Source organism: Paenibacillus elgii NBRC 100335 (assembly GCF_004000865.1).
Classification (GTDB): Bacteria; Bacillota; Bacilli; order Paenibacillales; family NBRC-103111; genus Paenibacillus_G; species Paenibacillus_G elgii.
This window is the reverse complement of sequence record NZ_BIMB01000015.1, coordinates 51,866-67,001: the sequence shown is the minus strand read 5'-3', so window position 1 is coordinate 67,001 and position 15,136 is coordinate 51,866. Positions and strand designations below refer to the sequence as shown.

The window sequence follows — 15,136 nt, the reverse complement described above, 5'->3', positions numbered from 1 at the left end:
TCGTGGCTGCAAGGGACCAGCTCCTTTTTTCGCAAGATGATGATGCGCATTGCCGCTCACGAACACCGACCGGCCGGCCTACGCCCGCTCCTTCCGCTCGTCCAGCCATTCCACGAACAGCGCATAGTCCTCCTCGACCTGATGCGCGTACGCGATCGCCCAATGCGCGATATAGTCGCAGAACGCGTCCGTGTCCGGTCCGATCGCGCGCTGGATCTCCTCCTCGCTGTGGTATGCCATCAGCCCGTGCTTCATGTCCGCATCCGCCCGCGCATGAAGCTTCGCCGTAATCCGGCCCATGCAGTCCAGCACGGACAGCAGATCTTCCTTCTCCGTCAGCTTGTCCGCCTTCAGCCGTTTCTTGTAGGGCGACCGCTCCCTGACGTAAAAATGCCGCCCGTCCATCGTCAAGAAGCCGAGAAACGGGTCCGCCTCGTGATGCATCGCCTGCTGCGTCACAATGACCCGCTTGCCCTGGTGGCTGAAATAGTTCCAGAACGCCTCGTTAAACGGCATAAAATAAGCCGGTATCGGCGCGCGCACTTCCTTGACCTCGATCACGATATCGTCCAGCGCCTGCTCGCCGCCTTCGCCCTCGATGAGCACATAGAAGCGGTCCAGCCCGATGGAGGCTGTGCCCGAGCCGTGCTTTACCGCCACGTCCTTGATGGCGTAATAGCCGTCGGAACGCTTCGTCTTCCACTCCAGCGATTGCAGATACTGCGGCCAGCTCTCCTCCAGCATGCGGCGCTCCTGCGGCGTCGGCGGAACGATCTCCTCCGATTTGGCGAACCGCCTCGTCGTCCTCGTCAGCGTCGTCACGCCTTCCAGAAACTGCGACGCAATCCGCTTCTCCGTCTTTTTCAGCAGCTTGCGGATCGGCCCTGCCGTGCGGTCCTTATCGAAGACGAGCGTCCGCGGGTCGTCCTTCCGCCGGGCGAAGCGCCGGATCTGGTTCGCATACGCGTCCAGATAAGCGGTGATCGCTTCCTCCTGCCCGTCGGCGCCGATGTCCTTCGTCCGGCAAACGAGCGCTACGCTGACCGACATCCGCAGCAGATCGTACAAGTAGGAGCCCAGATACCCCTCGTCAAAATCGTTCACATCGTACACGATCCGCCCCTCTTCGCTGCGGAACGCCCCGAAATTCTCGAAATGCAGATCCCCTTGAATCCACGTCGGCCGTTCCGGCGAGCTGTGGTACGGAAACCATTCCCGGCTGGCGTCAAAATAAAACAAGTACGCGCTCCCCCGGAAGAATGAAAACGGACTTCCCGCCATCTTGGCGTATTTCTGCCCCCGTTTGGCCTCGGGCAGCGCCATAATCTGTCCGTCGAACTCGTCCAGCACACGGGTCAGCAGCTCCTTGCGCAGCTTTTTCTGCGTGAGCCGGACACGTTCCGTAAGCAGCTCCGAATTCATGCGCGGTTTCCCCCTTTTGCGGCGATAAGCAAAGTATTTTTCTCATGGTAGCTTACGCGCCGACAGCGTGTCAATTCGCGCATAGAACGGCCCTCTTCGGCCTCGGACGCCCTATCCGCAAGTCACCGGGGACATGCTGGAAAATTAGGGATTGACGCCACCCTTGAAAACGATTACTATAGGCGTATAAAAATATAAACGTTTATAATTTTAGAGCTTCGATGCAATCCGCAATTCCCCCTCGTTTCAACAACATCCTAGTTTAACCGGCAAAACTTTTCAGAAAATCATGAAGAAAAAATCAATTTTATGTTGCGTGGAACCGGACGAGCGGCTTCGCACCGGCCGGCAGGGGGCGTGCCTTAATTCGACAAAAATATAAACGTTTATACTTTAAGGAGGGATTGCCCATGCGGCAGGGGGCGCGCAGACGGGAGACCAAATATTTTTACCTGTTCATTTCGCCGTGGCTGATCGGAGCGGCGATATTCACGCTGTACCCGATTCTGTATTCGCTCTACATCAGCTTCACGGAATACAACATCACCAGCCCGCCGAAGTGGGTCGGCCTGCAGAACTACACCAAGATGTTTCAGGACGATCTGTTCTGGCGCGGGGTGAAAACGACGGTGCTGTTCACGATATTCAGCGTACCGCTGCAGCTTCTGCTGTCGCTGTTTCTGGCGTTGCTGGTCAATCAGAAAATTCCGTTCAAGCGGTTTTTCCGGACAGCGATTTATTTTCCCAGCATGATCTCGGGCGTGGCGATGTCGCTCGTCTGGCTGTGGGTGTTCAACTCCAAGATCGGCATGTTCAACTGGGCGCTTGGGCTGCTTGGCATCGACGGCCCCAAATGGCTCGAAGACAGCAACTGGGCGCTGGCCTCCATGGTCATCATGACGATGTGGAGCGCCGGGGCGGGCATGGTCATCTTCCTCGCCGGTCTGCAGGGCGTGCCCCCGATTCTGTACGAGGCCGCCAAGATCGACGGCGTCACAAGATGGCAGTCGCTCTGGCGCATCACGCTGCCGATGATTTCGCCCGTCGTGCTGTTCCAGCTCATCATGGGCATCATCGATTCGTTCCAGGTGTTTACGCAGGCGTTCGTCATGACCAAGGGCGGGCCGCACTACGCCACCCAGTTTTACGTCTATTACCTATGGCAGAACGGCTTCAAGTTTTTCAAGATGGGCTACGCTTCGGCCATGGCCTGGCTGCTGCTCATCGTGATCATGCTCATGACGTTCCTGATCATGAGGGTATCCCGGAAGCTTGTTCATTATGAAGGAGGCGGCGGCGTATGAGCACGGCAACCGTAACGCAGAAGCGTCCGGTACGGCAAGCGGTCGGCAAGCGCAAAACAACCCCGTTCGAGTGGCTGGTCTTTCTGCTGCTGATCGTCATTGCGGTCATCATGATTTTCCCGACGCTCAACATGTTCTCGACCGCGTTCAAATCGCAGGCGGAAGTGCTCAAATTCCCGCCCAGACTCATCCCGGAGCAGTTCGCCTGGGGCAACTTCAAGAACCTGTTCACCCAATACCAGTACGGCCTGTGGTACAAAAACAGCCTGCTGATCGCCTTCTTCAGCGTCATCGGGACCGTGCTTTCGTCGTCCCTCGTCGCCTTCGGGTTCGCGCGCTATAACGCCCGGGGGAAAAACGTGCTGTTCCTGTTTCTGCTCAGCACGATGATGATTCCGTACCCGGCCCTGATGATTCCGCAGTTCATTTTGTTCAAGAATCTCGGGTGGATGGACTCGATTCTGCCGATTACCGTCCCTGCTTTTTTCGGCTCGGCCTATAACATCTTCCTCATTCGGCAGTTCTTCACTTCGTTATCGAACGAGCTGTACGACGCGGCCAAAATCGACGGCTGCTCCGAGTGGCGCCAGTGGTGGAACATCGCGCTGCCGCTCTCCGGTCCCGTGCTGGCGACCGTGGCGATCTTCGCCTTCATGTACAGCTGGAACGATCTGCTCGGGCAGGTGCTGTACCTGAACTCGTCCGAGCATTTCACCCTGACGATCGGCATGACTGCGATGTATTCGTCCGCTACCCGGCTGGTGCCGTGGAACCTTGTCATGCTGTCCGCCGTGCTGGCTCTCGTTCCGATCCTGGTTTTATTCTCCGTCGCACAAAAATATTTCGTAGAAAGCATCGTGCTGACTGGAGTGAAATGAATAACCCGTCTGCGGGGTCACCAAACGAAGGAGTGAGCAAAGATGAAAAGAAACAAGACGGCTTGTCTCGGCGCGATTCTGCTGACAGGCGCAGTACTGCTGCCGGCTTGCGCAAGCGACACGAAAGATGGCGGGTCCAAGGGGGACTCCACGGTCACGATCACGCAGTTCGTTCCCGACGTTCCGGATAAAACCTTTGTCGAGAAGCTCGTTCCGGAATTCGAAGCAAAGCACCCGAACATCAAGGTCAAGATCATGAAGACGCCGTACGAGGAATTCGATTCGAAGCTGCAGGCGATGATTGCCGCCGGTACGACTCCCGACGTCACCTCGCATTGGGGCGAAGGCGGCTTCATCGAGTATTACGATAAGGGCTTGCTACGCGACTTGACCGACCTGATGAAAGAGGACAACTTCAAAGCGTCCGATTACGGTATTCCCGACAACCTGATGGACATCTACAAAATCGACGGCAAAAACTACGGCATCCCGGTTTACAGCTACGTGACGATGCTCCTCTACAACAAGGACATGTTCGACAAAGCGGGCGTTCCGTACCCGCCGTCGGATTACGAAGACAAGTCCTGGACGTTCGACAAAATGGTCGAAACCGCCAAAAAGCTGAGCAAGCCGAGCGACGATTTTGAGAAAGTGGAGTTCGGCATGGACTGGGTCTGGGGCGAGAAGGATATGCGTCCGGTGTATTTCGGAGCGAAGGTCTACTCCGACGACACGTGGACGAACGGCGGCCATGCGACGTCCTTCCACTTCAATTCGCCGGAGGTCGTCAAAATCAACCAACGCTTGTCCGACCTGATCCTGAAGGACAAGGTGATGCCGTCGCCGGAATTCACCAAGGCTGTCGCCGGGCAGGGCGGCGATCCGTTCGCCACCGGGCGCGTAGGGATGTCCGTCGCCGGGGCCTGGATTCTCGCCTCGGTCAAGGATTACAGTTTCAAGGTCGGCGTGGCCGCCGTCCCGTACAGTGGCAGCGACAAGAACCGCAACGTGCTGTACGTCGACCCGCTCCTCATCCTGAAGGATTCCAAGCATCCGAAGGAAGCGTACGAATGGATCAAGTTCCAGCTCGGCAAAGACATTCAGGAAAAGTCGATCGAGCTGAGCGGCGGCACGCCTCCGGCCAACCAGCAGGCGGCGGAGAAGTATTTCAGTCTCTACAACCCGGCGATCGACGCCAAAGATATGAAAAACGTCGTCGAGGGCGGCCTGAAATACGGCGTCGAATCGTATAACCATCTGATCACCCACTACTCCGAGATTTTGAACATCGTCAAGAACGAGCTGGACCTCGTGGACAACGGGCAAAAAACCGTAGCCGAAGTCAGCCCGCAGCTGGAGAAAAAGGTGAACGACCTGCTGAAGGAGAAAAACGCCGGCAAAGCCAGCAAATAAGTGCGCAAGCCTTCCGACCCTGCCGCGCCACGACTCCCCTTGCCCCCCGGCCTCTCCTTGCGGAGGGGCCGGACGGAGCTATGGTATACTATTGCTTATAAGAATGAATACCGATCCGGGAGTTTGATCTAATCATGAAAAAAGTAAGCATATGGGACGTCGTAAAAAAATCGGGACTGTCGCTTGTGACCGTGTCGAAGGTGCTTAACAATTCGCCCACCGTCCGGGAGAGCAACCGTCAGAAGGTGCTGCAGGCCATTCAGGAGCTGGATTACCGGCCCAATGCCGCCGCCCGCAATCTGGCGCGGGGGTCGACGGGACTGATCGGCCTGACGCTGATCACCCTGCAGGATTCGGTGTTCGACGGCATCGTTCACGCCGTGAACGAAGCGCTGGAGGAGAACGGCTATTTTTTGGCGCTGAATGTGTGTTCTTCTCCGGACGGCGGCTTGAAGCCAACCAACTTTTTGTTTCAGGAAGACCGGGTCGACGGCATCATCGTGCTGTCGCCCATGGAAGAAGAACAGTATGTGCTGGAGCTCAAACGGAAGAAGATCCCGTTTGTCATTATCGATAATCAGATTGAAAAAACAAATGCCACTACGGTGAATGTGGACAACTATACGGGCGGCTACGAGGCGACCAAGCATTTGATCAGTCTGGGACATACGCGCATCGCGCACGTGAGCGGGCCGGAGCTGTTTCTCAGCGCCCGGGAGCGCAGACGCGGATTCGAAGCGGCCATGGCCGAAGCGGGACTGTCCCCGCTGGCCGTGGCCTGCACCGAATTCAACATCCGCAGCGGCTTCGACGTCGCCAAGGAATGGCTGCGCAGCGGGATCGTGCCGACGGCCGTCTTCGCCGGAGAAGACGGCCTTGCGCTCGGCGTCATGGATGCGTTCCGGGATGAAGGGTACCGCATCCCGCGCGATCTTTCCATCGTCGGGTATGACGACCAAGTGTTCGCCGCCGATATTCATCCGCGTCTGACGACCGTCAGACAGCCGATGGAGCAGATGGGACAGCAGGCCGTCCGCCTGCTGCTCAAGCTGATCGACGGCTCCCTGAAACGGAACACTTCGGTCTGCTTGAAGCCGGAATTGATCGTGAGAGAATCCACGTCGCCTTATTCCCCCACACCGTAGCTGGCTATAGGACGGGAGTGGAGTACATTGAAATACTACTTGGGGATGGATGCCGGCGGCAGCAAAACGTATGCCGTCATTACCGACGAAACGGGCCGGCTGGTCGCAGCCGGCAAGGGCGGCCCCGGCAACCATCAGATTGACCGCGATACGGCCGAGCAGAGTATCCGCCAAGCCGTTGCTCAAGCGCTCGGCCAAGCCGGCCTGCGCGAGCAGGATATTGCCGCGGCCTGCTTCGGACTGGCAGGCGCCGACCGCGAAGCCGACTTTCGCATTTTGCGCCCGATGATCGCCGAGCTGGGACTGCCCGGCTCCGACGTCGTCTGCGACACCGTCATCGCCCTGCGCGCCGGCACATCGAAGCCGTACGGCGTCGTGGCGATTTGCGGCAGCGGTACGAACTGCGTTGGCATGTCCCCTTCGGGCGAGATGTACCAATGCGGCGGCTTCGGCTATCCATACGGCGATTTCGGCGGCGGCGGGGACTTGGCGGCGGAAGCGTTCCGGGCCGTGATCCGGGCATGGGAAGGCCGCGAGGAAGAGACGCTGCTGACCGTTTTGGTCACGAAGGAGCTCGGCTACCCTTCGGTCGAACACATGTTCCACCACTTTCTGGACCATGCGCTGCCCGCCCCGCTTGAACTGACGCCGCTGCTATTCGAAGCCGCCGCCCAGGGAGACCGCGTGGCGGCCCGCATCCTCCGCATGCAGGGAACGGAGCTCGGGCTGGCGGCCCGCGCGGTCATCCGGCGTCTGGGGATGCAGAAAGAGACGTTCGATCTAGTGCTTGCGGGCAGTGTGCTGACAAGAGGAGACGGGCAATTCATTCATCCGTTTATCGTAGATATCGTGCAGCCGGAAGCGCCCGGCTGCCGGCTTCAGGCGCTGGATGTCGAGCCGGTGGTCGGGGCAATCTTGCTGGCTATGGAAAAAGACGGCGCGACCGTCTCCGAGCCGGTGCAGGAGCAAGTCCGACGCATATCCGATTTGAAGGGAGTGCTTGCAGGTGGCTGAAACCAAAGGACTGAAAGTCGTCGTGATCGGCGGCGGATCGTCGTATACACCGGAGCTGATCGAGGGTTTTATCATGCATCATGACCGTTTTCCCGTCACGGACCTGTGGCTGGTCGATATCCCGGAAGGGGAGCACAAGCTGCGCATCGTCGGACAGCTGGCGCAGCGCATGGTGGAGAAATCGCAGCTGCCGATCACGGTCCGCTTGACGACCAATCGCCGGGAAGCGCTGGCGGGCGCCGATTTCGTCACGACGCAGCTGCGCGTCGGGCTGCTGGAAGCGCGCATCCGGGACGAGACGATTCCGCTCCGCTACGGCATGATCGGCCAGGAAACGACCGGCCCGGGCGGCATGATGAAGGCCCTGCGCACGATTCCCGTGCTGCTGGATATCGCCAAGGATATGGAGGAGCTGTGCCCGGACGCCTGGATGCTGAACTTCACGAATCCGGCGGGCATGGTGACGGAAGCGATCCTCAACCATTCGAACATTCGGGCCGTCGGCATCTGCAATTCGCCGATTGGGGTGTACAAATGGCTGACCGGCCTCTACGAGGTGCCGATGGAGCGAATCTACGCCGAATTCGTCGGCCTGAATCATCTGCACTGGGTCACGCAGGTACGGATCGACGGCGAATCGAAGCTGGAGGAACTGCTGGCGAACCGCGACGGCTATTCCGCCAAAAACGTCCCGCAGTACGAATGGAACGCGTCGTTCATCCGTTCGCTCGGTGCTATCCCGACATACTATTTGAAGTATTTTTATTTGACCGAAGAGATGCTGGCCGACCAGATCGAGTCGTCCGCCCGGGAAGGCACCCGCGCCGAAGTCGTGAAGCGGCTGGAGGACGAATTGTTCGAGCTGTACAAGGACCCGGAGCTGGCCGAGAAGCCGAAGCAGTTGGAGAAGCGCGGAGGCGCATACTACTCGGAGGCCGCCGTCAACCTGATGACGTCGCTGTACAACGATACGCGCGACATCCAGACGCTGAACGTCCGCAACCAGGGCATTCTCGACTTCCTGCCGGCGGACGCCTGCATCGAGGTCAACTGCGTCGTCACGAAGCAGGGGCCGATTCCGCTGCCGGTATCGGTCATGCCGGAAGCTGCCAAGGGCTTGATCCATGCGGTGAAAACGTACGAGCGCCTGGCGATCGCCGCCGCCGTCTCGGGCGACCGCGGGCTTGCGCTTCAAGCGCTGGCCCACCATCCGCTCGTGACCTCGGTCAACAAAGCGGAGCCGATGCTGGACGAGATGCTGGAGCAGAACAAAGCGTTTTTGCCGCGTTTTTTCGCCGCGCAGACCGTGTAAGCCGTTCTAATGCTTCAAACCTTAAAATAGACTTACAGCAAGCCGGCATCGGTCGCCGAACCGTTAGCCGGCTTGTTCGATATTTGTGGTAAAAAAAACCATGTTTCAACCCGGCCGGAAACGGGTAATGGCAAGCATGCGTCCGCCCACCCAAGACTACCGGCAGTCCTCCGTCCGCAAAATCCAATTAGACGAAGGTGGTGTTTCTATGGTTATGGGAGGTTTATTGCTCCTGTTGGTTGTCCTTGCCGCGATGTACCTGCTATACAGCCGCTCCGCGCAGTGGAAGACGGTGATGGCCGCTTCCGGGCCCGAGGCACGCGACCTTCACGCGAGGCACGCCTTCTTAAAGTCGAAGCAGGTGAAATGCCGGGTGAAATCCGAGACCGATGCGGCTCTAAGCGCAATTCAGACGGCAGCCGAAGCCGTCGATCTCCATCACCCCGAAAGCTTGAAGCTCGATGTGCACGCCAAAGATTTAGACAAAGCCGAAGCGCTGCTGCTGCAGTATGAAGAGAAGCACGCTGCCTCGGCTCTGCTCTAAGCTTATATCCTCGCCAACAAAATCCCCTGCGATCGGCGGCCTCGCGCCAGACGCAGGGGATTTGCCTCGTGCGGATCTTTTGCCGCCTTCAGAACCCGCCGCCAAAGATCAGGTTGTCAAGACGGAACGGACTGGCCGCGTATTTGAAGCTGCACCGGATGCCTGAGCTTTCGATGGAGACGGAACGCAGATGCGAGGTCTTGATCATACTGCGGACCAGTCGGTCAAGCAGCCCTCGGTTGCCGCTGCGGATCGCCCGGACGACGATGCAGGCGAACGGCCGGTTGGTGACGATTTCTTGATAAAACGGCAGAATCGCCTTGGCCACCGCACGGTGAACCTTCGTATTAAAATAAAACTGTGTCGTTCCCGGAAGAATCGTGGTGCCGTTCGAATACAGCACGATCGGCTTCGGCGCGTTGAAATCGACGAAGTAGCCGATGCCGTTCGTGGACAAGGACGCATACCGCCGCTCGTTTAGACCGACTTGCCGAAACAGCCGAATCAGCGCATCCAGATCCGCGCGGCGCACGCCCCGGGTCCACGCGGCAGCATAAGCAGGGTCTGTGGCAATCCGCCGGTAAAACGGAATCATGGCGGCCAGCGTCTTCCGCAGCACCGGTACCGTCACGAGACGGTTCGTTTCTTTTACAGGGTTCGTTTTCACAATGACTCTCTCCTTTCCATGGCATCTCCCTCTTCTTTTCACCTTATGTTCTTTTGGCCGCAAGGTGCGGATTTTACGCCGTCTCTTGCAAAAGAGAGAAAAATCCCTCCCATTTTCATAGATACCGCCCAATATTCGGAGGGAAAACGCATAAAAGTCCGTCAAGTAAGGGCTTTCTTCAAAGAATCGTACGGAAAACCATTTATAATTGCCCTCCATTTTGTGTATTATAGAGAGTAATAGATTTTGACAGCTAATTTGTGAGAAAGGTTGATCCCATTGGACACGACGAAACCGGCTTCTGCATCATCCTCCAATTACATTAAAAACATCATGATCGAAGATTTGAACACGGGTAAAGTTCAAACCGTCGTCACCCGCTTTCCTCCGGAGCCGAACGGCTACCTGCATATTGGGCACGCGAAATCGATCTGCCTGAACTTCGAGCTTGCCGACGAATTCGGCGGACGTACGCATTTGCGTTTTGACGATACGAACCCGGTGAAGGAAGACGAGGAGTTTGTACGCTCGATTCAGGAAGACATCGCGTGGCTCGGCTTCGAGTGGGAGCAGCTGTATTTTGCCTCGGACTTTTTCGATGAAATGTACGAGCGCGCCGTACGCTTGATCCGCAAGGGTAAAGCCTACGTATGCGATCTGACGGCGGAGCAAATCCGCGAAACGCGGGGCACCCTGACCGAGCCCGGCCAAAACAGCCCGTACCGCGACCGCAGCGTGGAGGAAAATCTCGACCTGTTCGAGCGGATGCGCAAAGGCGAGTTTGCCAACGGCGAGAAGGTGCTGCGCGCCAAAATCGACATGGCCTCGCCGAACATCAACCTGCGGGACCCGGTGCTGTACCGGATTTCCCATACGCATCACCATAATACCGGCGACAAGTGGTGCATCTACCCGATGTACGACTATGCTCATCCGCTGGAGGACGCGATCGAAGGCATCACGCATTCCATCTGTACGTTGGAGTTCGCCGACCACCGTCCGCTGTATGATTGGGTCGTGCAGGAGTGCGAGATGGAGAACGTGCCGCGGCAGTACGAATTCAACCGGCTCAGCCTGACCAATACAGTGATGAGCAAGCGGAAGCTGAAGCTACTCGTGGAAGAGAACGTCGTCGACGGCTGGGACGATCCGCGGATGCCTACGATCTCCGGTCTGCGCCGCAAGGGCTATACCCCGGAAGCGATCCGCACGTTCTGCCGCGAAGTCGGCGTAGTGAAGACGAACAACAGCGTCGTCGACGAGAAGATGCTGGAGCATTTCATCCGCGAGGACCTCAAATTGAAGGCGCCGCGCACGATGGCCGTGCTGCAGCCACTGAAGGTGGTCATCACGAACTACCCGGAAGGGCAAGTGGAGATGCTGGATGCGGAGAACAATCCCGAGAACGAAGCGATGGGTCATCGTCAAATTCCGTTCTCGCGGGAAATTTATATCGAGCGGGACGACTTTATGGAGGAGCCGGTCAAAGGCTACTTCCGCCTGTTCCCCGGCAATGAAGTGCGTCTGAAGCACGCCTACTTCATCAAATGCGAGAACGTGATCAAGGACGCGGACGGCAACGTCACGGAGCTGCACTGCACGTACGATCCTGAAACGAAGAGCGGCAGCGGCTTTACCGGCCGCAAGGTCAAGGGGACGATTCACTGGGTGGAAGCGACGCAAGCCGTCCCGGCGGAATTCCGCCTGTACGAGCCGCTCATCCTCGACGAGGAAGCAGAGGAAGGCGAATCGTTCCTCGACAATATTAATCCGAAGTCGCTCGAAACGGTGCAAGGCTTCGTCGAGAACAATATGCGGGACACGAAGCCTCAGGACAAGTTCCAGTTTTTCCGCCACGGCTACTTCAACGTCGATCCGAAGCATTCGACGGAGGGCCGCCCGGTGTTCAACCGGATCGTGTCGCTGAAGAGCTCGTTTGACCCGAAAAAATAACCACAAGCGCAAAGAAGCCTTTTCGCCGGACGGTTTATCCGCTGCGAAAGGCTTCTTTTTTTGCTGTCGTCCCAGGACGCGGCGTTAGGACCGCGGAGCGTACAGCATGACGGCGACCCCGACCAAACACAAGCTCATCCCGAGCCAGTCGTAGACGTCCGGAGCTTTCTTGTCGATGCCCCAGCCCCACAGTACCGACAAGACGACGAAAACGCCGCCATAAGCCGCATACACCCGCCCGAAGCTCGGAAAGCTTTGCAATGTCGGAATGATCCCGTATACGACAAGAATCAGCGCGCCGACGATGCCGTAGCCGATCGCCCTTCCTTCCCGGAGCCATAACCAGACAAGGTACCCTCCGCCGATCTCGGCCAGCCCCGCGAGAATAAATAAGATAACGGCCTGTACCATCGCAGTCTTCCTTTCCCCGTTCCTTCTTCGGCAATCGTTTTTTCTCCATTCTAACCGCCGCTCCCCCTCAATGTATACCGTTTCCCTAATGCCAAGCATAAAAAAAGATCCCGCCAAAACGCGGGATCTTCAGGGAACTGCTCGCAATTAGATGAACAAGGAACGGGTAACGATTACAAGCAGAATGAAGAGAACGAGAATAACACCTGTGCTAGTAAACCCGCCGCAGCCGCCAAAGCCACCAACTCCGCAACCACCAAAACCCATTGTTCGGTCCCTCCTTTCGTTTACATGTTATATCCTATGGTCGTGTCCTTCGGCATGTTTGGACTATGGGGCAAAATGTGTGCTTTTCCCCGTCCATTTTATTCGTACCGTCAGGTCAACCGACTTTGCAGTTTTTGCGACTATTCCGAAAGGAAGCGATTAGACCGAAGCGCCCGGCTCCAAGTAAAAGGTAACGCCCCCTTCTTCATTCGCGGCTCGGGCCGTATAGCCGTGGTTGACGGCGATTTGCTTGACAATGGCAAGGCCTAAGCCGAACTGCCCGTCCCCTCCGGTCCGGAACGGCTCGAACAAGCTTTGCGCCGTCTCCTCATCGAGCGGCGGCCCGTCGTTCCATAGGCGAACGATAGGAGCTCCGGCTCCCCCCGGCCTCACTTCAAGCCGGATACTAGTTTTCGCATACCGCAACTGGTTATCAGCCAGATTCTCCAGCGCGACGCCCCACTGCTCCCGGTCGCCGGTGAGCATGACCGCATCCGGGACGCTGACCTCCCAAGCAATGTCTGCGCGGCGGTAGCGCAGCCTCTCCACGGTATCGTCGAGCAGCGCTTTCAGATCGAAGGGCTGGTGCGGCTTCGCCCGGGACGTAAAATAATTCAGCTTGTTCAAATAAAGCAGGTCGCGGACCCGTTTCTCCAGCCGCTCCGATTCCTTCATAATGACGTCCACGCTGCCTGCCAGCGTTTTCCGCGGAAAGACGCCGTCCATAATGGACTGGGCATAGCTGCGGATCACCATGACGGGCGTCTTGAGCTCATGCGAGATGTTTTGGAGGAAAAACTGCTGCGTTTTGTCCTGCCTTACAAGCTGCTGACGCATCGTCTCGATGGCCGATCCCAAACGCCCGATTTCATCCTTGCTGACCGTCTCCAGCGGTTCGTGCCAATCGCGTCTGGCAAGCCGTCCGACATGCCGCTCCATCTGCACAAGCGGACGCGTCAAATATTGGGCCAGCCCCAGACACGGGAGCCAGCTCAGCACGATCAGTCCCGCCATGAGCAGCGCCAGCCGGCCGAACATCGCCATAACCAGATCGTTGCGGTAATTGCTCGTGGTGTAGGATACCATGAAGCCGGGGCCGCCTTGAATGTCTTGTATTCGGATGACATAAAAGACCAGCTTGCCCTCGATATTGCTCATATACTTTTGTACGGGAGCCTGTTGCAGCCGGGCATCCTGCGCCATGGTTCGCACGAGAGGATCGGCCGAGGTCAAAGCGCCGCTCATTTCGAATAACGATATACTCCCTTTCGTACTCAGCATCAAACGTTGAACGGACGGACCATTCGGCGGCGGCAAAGAGGGCTCCGTCTTCTTGATAGCGCCCTCTGCTTTGAGCTTATCGTCCTCGATTGTCATTCTGGCAGCGGCCTCTTTCAACGAGGCCGTCTGCTTGCGATAATCGTCCAGCAGCTTCGGAAGCAATCCGCGGATCGCTTCCGCGTCCTCCGCTCGGATCGCTTGCGTATCTCCCGCTTCGACATCTCGCGCGTACGTCTCCAAAAGCTTCATCTTATCCGAAAGCTCCGATTCTTTCCCCCCGTTGATCCCGTTATCCGGATGCTTACCGATAAAAGTCGGGGTCACTCCAGCCGCAGCGCTTTCTTTAAAATCAATTTTGTCGTTCTGAGGAGAGGTCTTCTTATTGAAGCTGCGCTGTAGCTCGTCCTTAAACTTGGTGCGTTCCTGAGTCGCTTTCGCCATGTCGTTCTCCGCCAGCTCGCGCTCCCCAAACGCCTGTTTCCACATTTCCTCGCTTTCAGGAGCAACCCGCCTGATCATCTCCCGGAAGCCCGCCAGCCCCATAATGGCAGAAGCCGATATGTCTGAAGGAAGAAAAGAAGGCGGGGAGGACGCATACATTTGAGACTGGTCGAGTAAGGAATCGTACAGCTGTTCCGTAAAAAAATCTTTCAACGTCCATGGCAGCAGCACCGCCAGCAACGAGAAGCTGCCGATCGTCAAGGCGGTGAAGATCCCCCATAATTTGACGGCAAGAGGCCAATGCTTCACGCTTTCACCAGCCTGTACCCGTATCCGTATACGGTCTCCAGCCTCAGCTGCGGCAGCTTTCGCCTCAGCCGCCGAACGAGATCGTCCACAACGCGGTCGGACCCGTAATAATCGCTGCCCCACACGCCCGCCAGCACCTGCTCGCGATCAAGCAGTTGGCCGGCATGCCGGCCAAAATAAACAATCAGATCGAACTCCTTGGAGGTGAGGTCCACGGCCTTTCCTTTCTCCGTCCTGACCGTTCGCCCATCTTCATCGACGATATAGGGCGGCACGAGTAGCTGTGCGCGGCCGCGGGCCTCCGCTTCTTGCCTTCCGTCTCCGTATACGCGCTCCAGCAGCTTGCGCGTACGGATGACCAGCTCCCGCGGGAGAAACGGCTTGGCCATATAATCGTCGCTGCCCAGCTCCAGCCCAACGACCCTGTCGATATCGGCGTCCCTCGCGGAAATGAAAATAACCGGCAGCCGCGGCTGATCCGCCTTGATCTCACGAAGCAGCTGGTAGCCGTCGATACCAGGCAGCATAATGTCGAGGATCCACAGGTCCGGCCGTTCCCCTATCGCTTGGCGACCCTCCCCGCCGTTGAGAAACGAACGCACCTGCCAACCCTCGCTTTCAAGATAAGCGGAAAGCACCCCGTTCAAATGTTCTTCGTCCTCCACCAGAAAAATACGGTACATCCGAATCCTCTCCTGTATCTGTCCCAGCATGTTTGCGTCAAAGGAAAAAGGCGTCTTCGGCCTGACTGTGCCCGAAAAGAACGCCTTTTATA

At 57.5% G+C, this 15,136-nt stretch carries 13 protein-coding genes; 8 read left to right on the top strand and 5 right to left on the bottom strand.

All coding sequences use genetic code 11. The annotated features are described in order from the left end of the window. Positions 1-78: 78 nt before the first annotated feature. A complete protein-coding gene (locus PEL01S_RS13660; protein ID WP_127460662.1) occupies positions 79-1,422 on the bottom strand; it encodes a DUF2252 domain-containing protein in 1,344 nt (447 codons plus the stop codon). A 410-nt stretch (positions 1,423-1,832) separates the two neighbouring features. Here PEL01S_RS13660 and PEL01S_RS13655 point away from each other — a divergent pair, with 410 nt between their 5' ends. The 7 genes from PEL01S_RS13655 (at position 1,833) to PEL01S_RS13625 (ending at position 9,032) form a co-directional block, all read left to right on the top strand. After that, positions 1,833-2,726, top strand: a complete 894-nt coding sequence (locus PEL01S_RS13655) for a carbohydrate ABC transporter permease (RefSeq protein WP_063180993.1) — start codon at positions 1,833-1,835, stop codon at positions 2,724-2,726. Continuing rightward, positions 2,723-3,604 (top strand): carbohydrate ABC transporter permease, encoded by an 882-nt coding sequence (locus PEL01S_RS13650; protein ID WP_127460661.1) that lies wholly within the window; start codon positions 2,723-2,725, stop codon positions 3,602-3,604. Before PEL01S_RS13655 ends, PEL01S_RS13650 begins: the two co-directional genes overlap by 4 nt. Positions 3,605-3,646: 42 nt before the next feature. Beyond that, positions 3,647-5,017, top strand: a complete 1,371-nt coding sequence (locus PEL01S_RS13645) for an ABC transporter substrate-binding protein (RefSeq protein ID WP_127460660.1) — start codon at positions 3,647-3,649, stop codon at positions 5,015-5,017. Positions 5,018-5,151: 134 nt separating this feature from the next. Continuing rightward, positions 5,152-6,162 carry a LacI family DNA-binding transcriptional regulator gene (locus PEL01S_RS13640; protein WP_127460659.1) on the top strand — a complete coding sequence of 337 codons (1,011 nt, stop codon included), beginning with the start codon at positions 5,152-5,154 and terminating at the stop codon, positions 6,160-6,162. Positions 6,163-6,189: 27 nt separating this feature from the next. Continuing rightward, complete coding sequence (locus tag PEL01S_RS13635; protein ID WP_127460658.1) at positions 6,190-7,176, top strand: N-acetylglucosamine kinase; 987 nt, start codon at positions 6,190-6,192, stop codon at positions 7,174-7,176. Continuing rightward, on the top strand, positions 7,169-8,488 hold the full coding sequence (locus PEL01S_RS13630; protein ID WP_127460657.1) for a 6-phospho-beta-glucosidase: 1,320 nt from the start codon (positions 7,169-7,171) through the stop codon (positions 8,486-8,488). Before PEL01S_RS13635 ends, PEL01S_RS13630 begins: the two co-directional genes overlap by 8 nt. A gap of 208 nt (positions 8,489-8,696) precedes the next feature. Next, complete coding sequence (locus PEL01S_RS13625) at positions 8,697-9,032, top strand: hypothetical protein (protein ID WP_063180981.1); 336 nt, start codon at positions 8,697-8,699, stop codon at positions 9,030-9,032. A gap of 88 nt (positions 9,033-9,120) precedes the next feature. Here PEL01S_RS13625 and PEL01S_RS13620 read toward each other — a convergent pair whose 3' ends face one another. Beyond that, a complete protein-coding gene (locus tag PEL01S_RS13620) occupies positions 9,121-9,699 on the bottom strand; it encodes a hypothetical protein (protein WP_127460656.1) in 579 nt (192 codons plus the stop codon). A 279-nt stretch (positions 9,700-9,978) separates the two neighbouring features. Here PEL01S_RS13620 and PEL01S_RS13615 point away from each other — a divergent pair, with 279 nt between their 5' ends. Continuing rightward, a complete protein-coding gene (locus PEL01S_RS13615) occupies positions 9,979-11,652 on the top strand; it encodes a glutamine--tRNA ligase/YqeY domain fusion protein (protein ID WP_127460655.1) in 1,674 nt (557 codons plus the stop codon). 84 nt (positions 11,653-11,736) lie between these two features. On the opposite strand, the gene PEL01S_RS13610 is transcribed toward PEL01S_RS13615, so the two are convergent. From PEL01S_RS13610 to PEL01S_RS13600, 3 genes are all read right to left on the bottom strand, one after another. After that, a complete protein-coding gene (locus PEL01S_RS13610) occupies positions 11,737-12,063 on the bottom strand; it encodes a YnfA family protein (protein ID WP_063180976.1) in 327 nt (108 codons plus the stop codon). A 426-nt stretch (positions 12,064-12,489) separates the two neighbouring features. Beyond that, positions 12,490-14,361: a sensor histidine kinase gene (locus tag PEL01S_RS13605; protein ID WP_127460654.1), complete on the bottom strand. Its 1,872-nt coding sequence runs from the start codon at positions 14,359-14,361 to the stop codon at positions 12,490-12,492. After that, positions 14,358-15,044, bottom strand: coding sequence for a response regulator transcription factor (locus tag PEL01S_RS13600; RefSeq protein ID WP_108532251.1), 687 nt, complete (start codon positions 15,042-15,044; stop codon positions 14,358-14,360). The genes PEL01S_RS13605 and PEL01S_RS13600 overlap by 4 nt, the downstream gene beginning before the upstream one ends. Positions 15,045-15,136: the final 92 nt, after the last annotated feature.

Bases quoted from the DNA above. Each gene is read 5' to 3' on its own strand.
- PEL01S_RS13660 (WP_127460662.1), bottom strand. From the start codon at position 1,422: ATGAATTCGGAGCTGCTTACGGAACGTGTCCGGCTCACGCAGAAAAAG.
- PEL01S_RS13655 (WP_063180993.1), top strand. From the start codon at position 1,833: ATGCGGCAGGGGGCGCGCAGACGGGAGACCAAATATTTTTACCTGTTC.
- PEL01S_RS13650 (WP_127460661.1), top strand. From the start codon at position 2,723: ATGAGCACGGCAACCGTAACGCAGAAGCGTCCGGTACGGCAAGCGGTC.
- PEL01S_RS13645 (WP_127460660.1), top strand. From the start codon at position 3,647: ATGAAAAGAAACAAGACGGCTTGTCTCGGCGCGATTCTGCTGACAGGC.
- PEL01S_RS13640 (WP_127460659.1), top strand. From the start codon at position 5,152: ATGAAAAAAGTAAGCATATGGGACGTCGTAAAAAAATCGGGACTGTCG.
- PEL01S_RS13625 (WP_063180981.1), top strand. From the start codon at position 8,697: ATGGTTATGGGAGGTTTATTGCTCCTGTTGGTTGTCCTTGCCGCGATG.
- PEL01S_RS13610 (WP_063180976.1), bottom strand. From the start codon at position 12,063: ATGGTACAGGCCGTTATCTTATTTATTCTCGCGGGGCTGGCCGAGATC.
- PEL01S_RS13600 (WP_108532251.1), bottom strand. From the start codon at position 15,044: ATGTACCGTATTTTTCTGGTGGAGGACGAAGAACATTTGAACGGGGTG.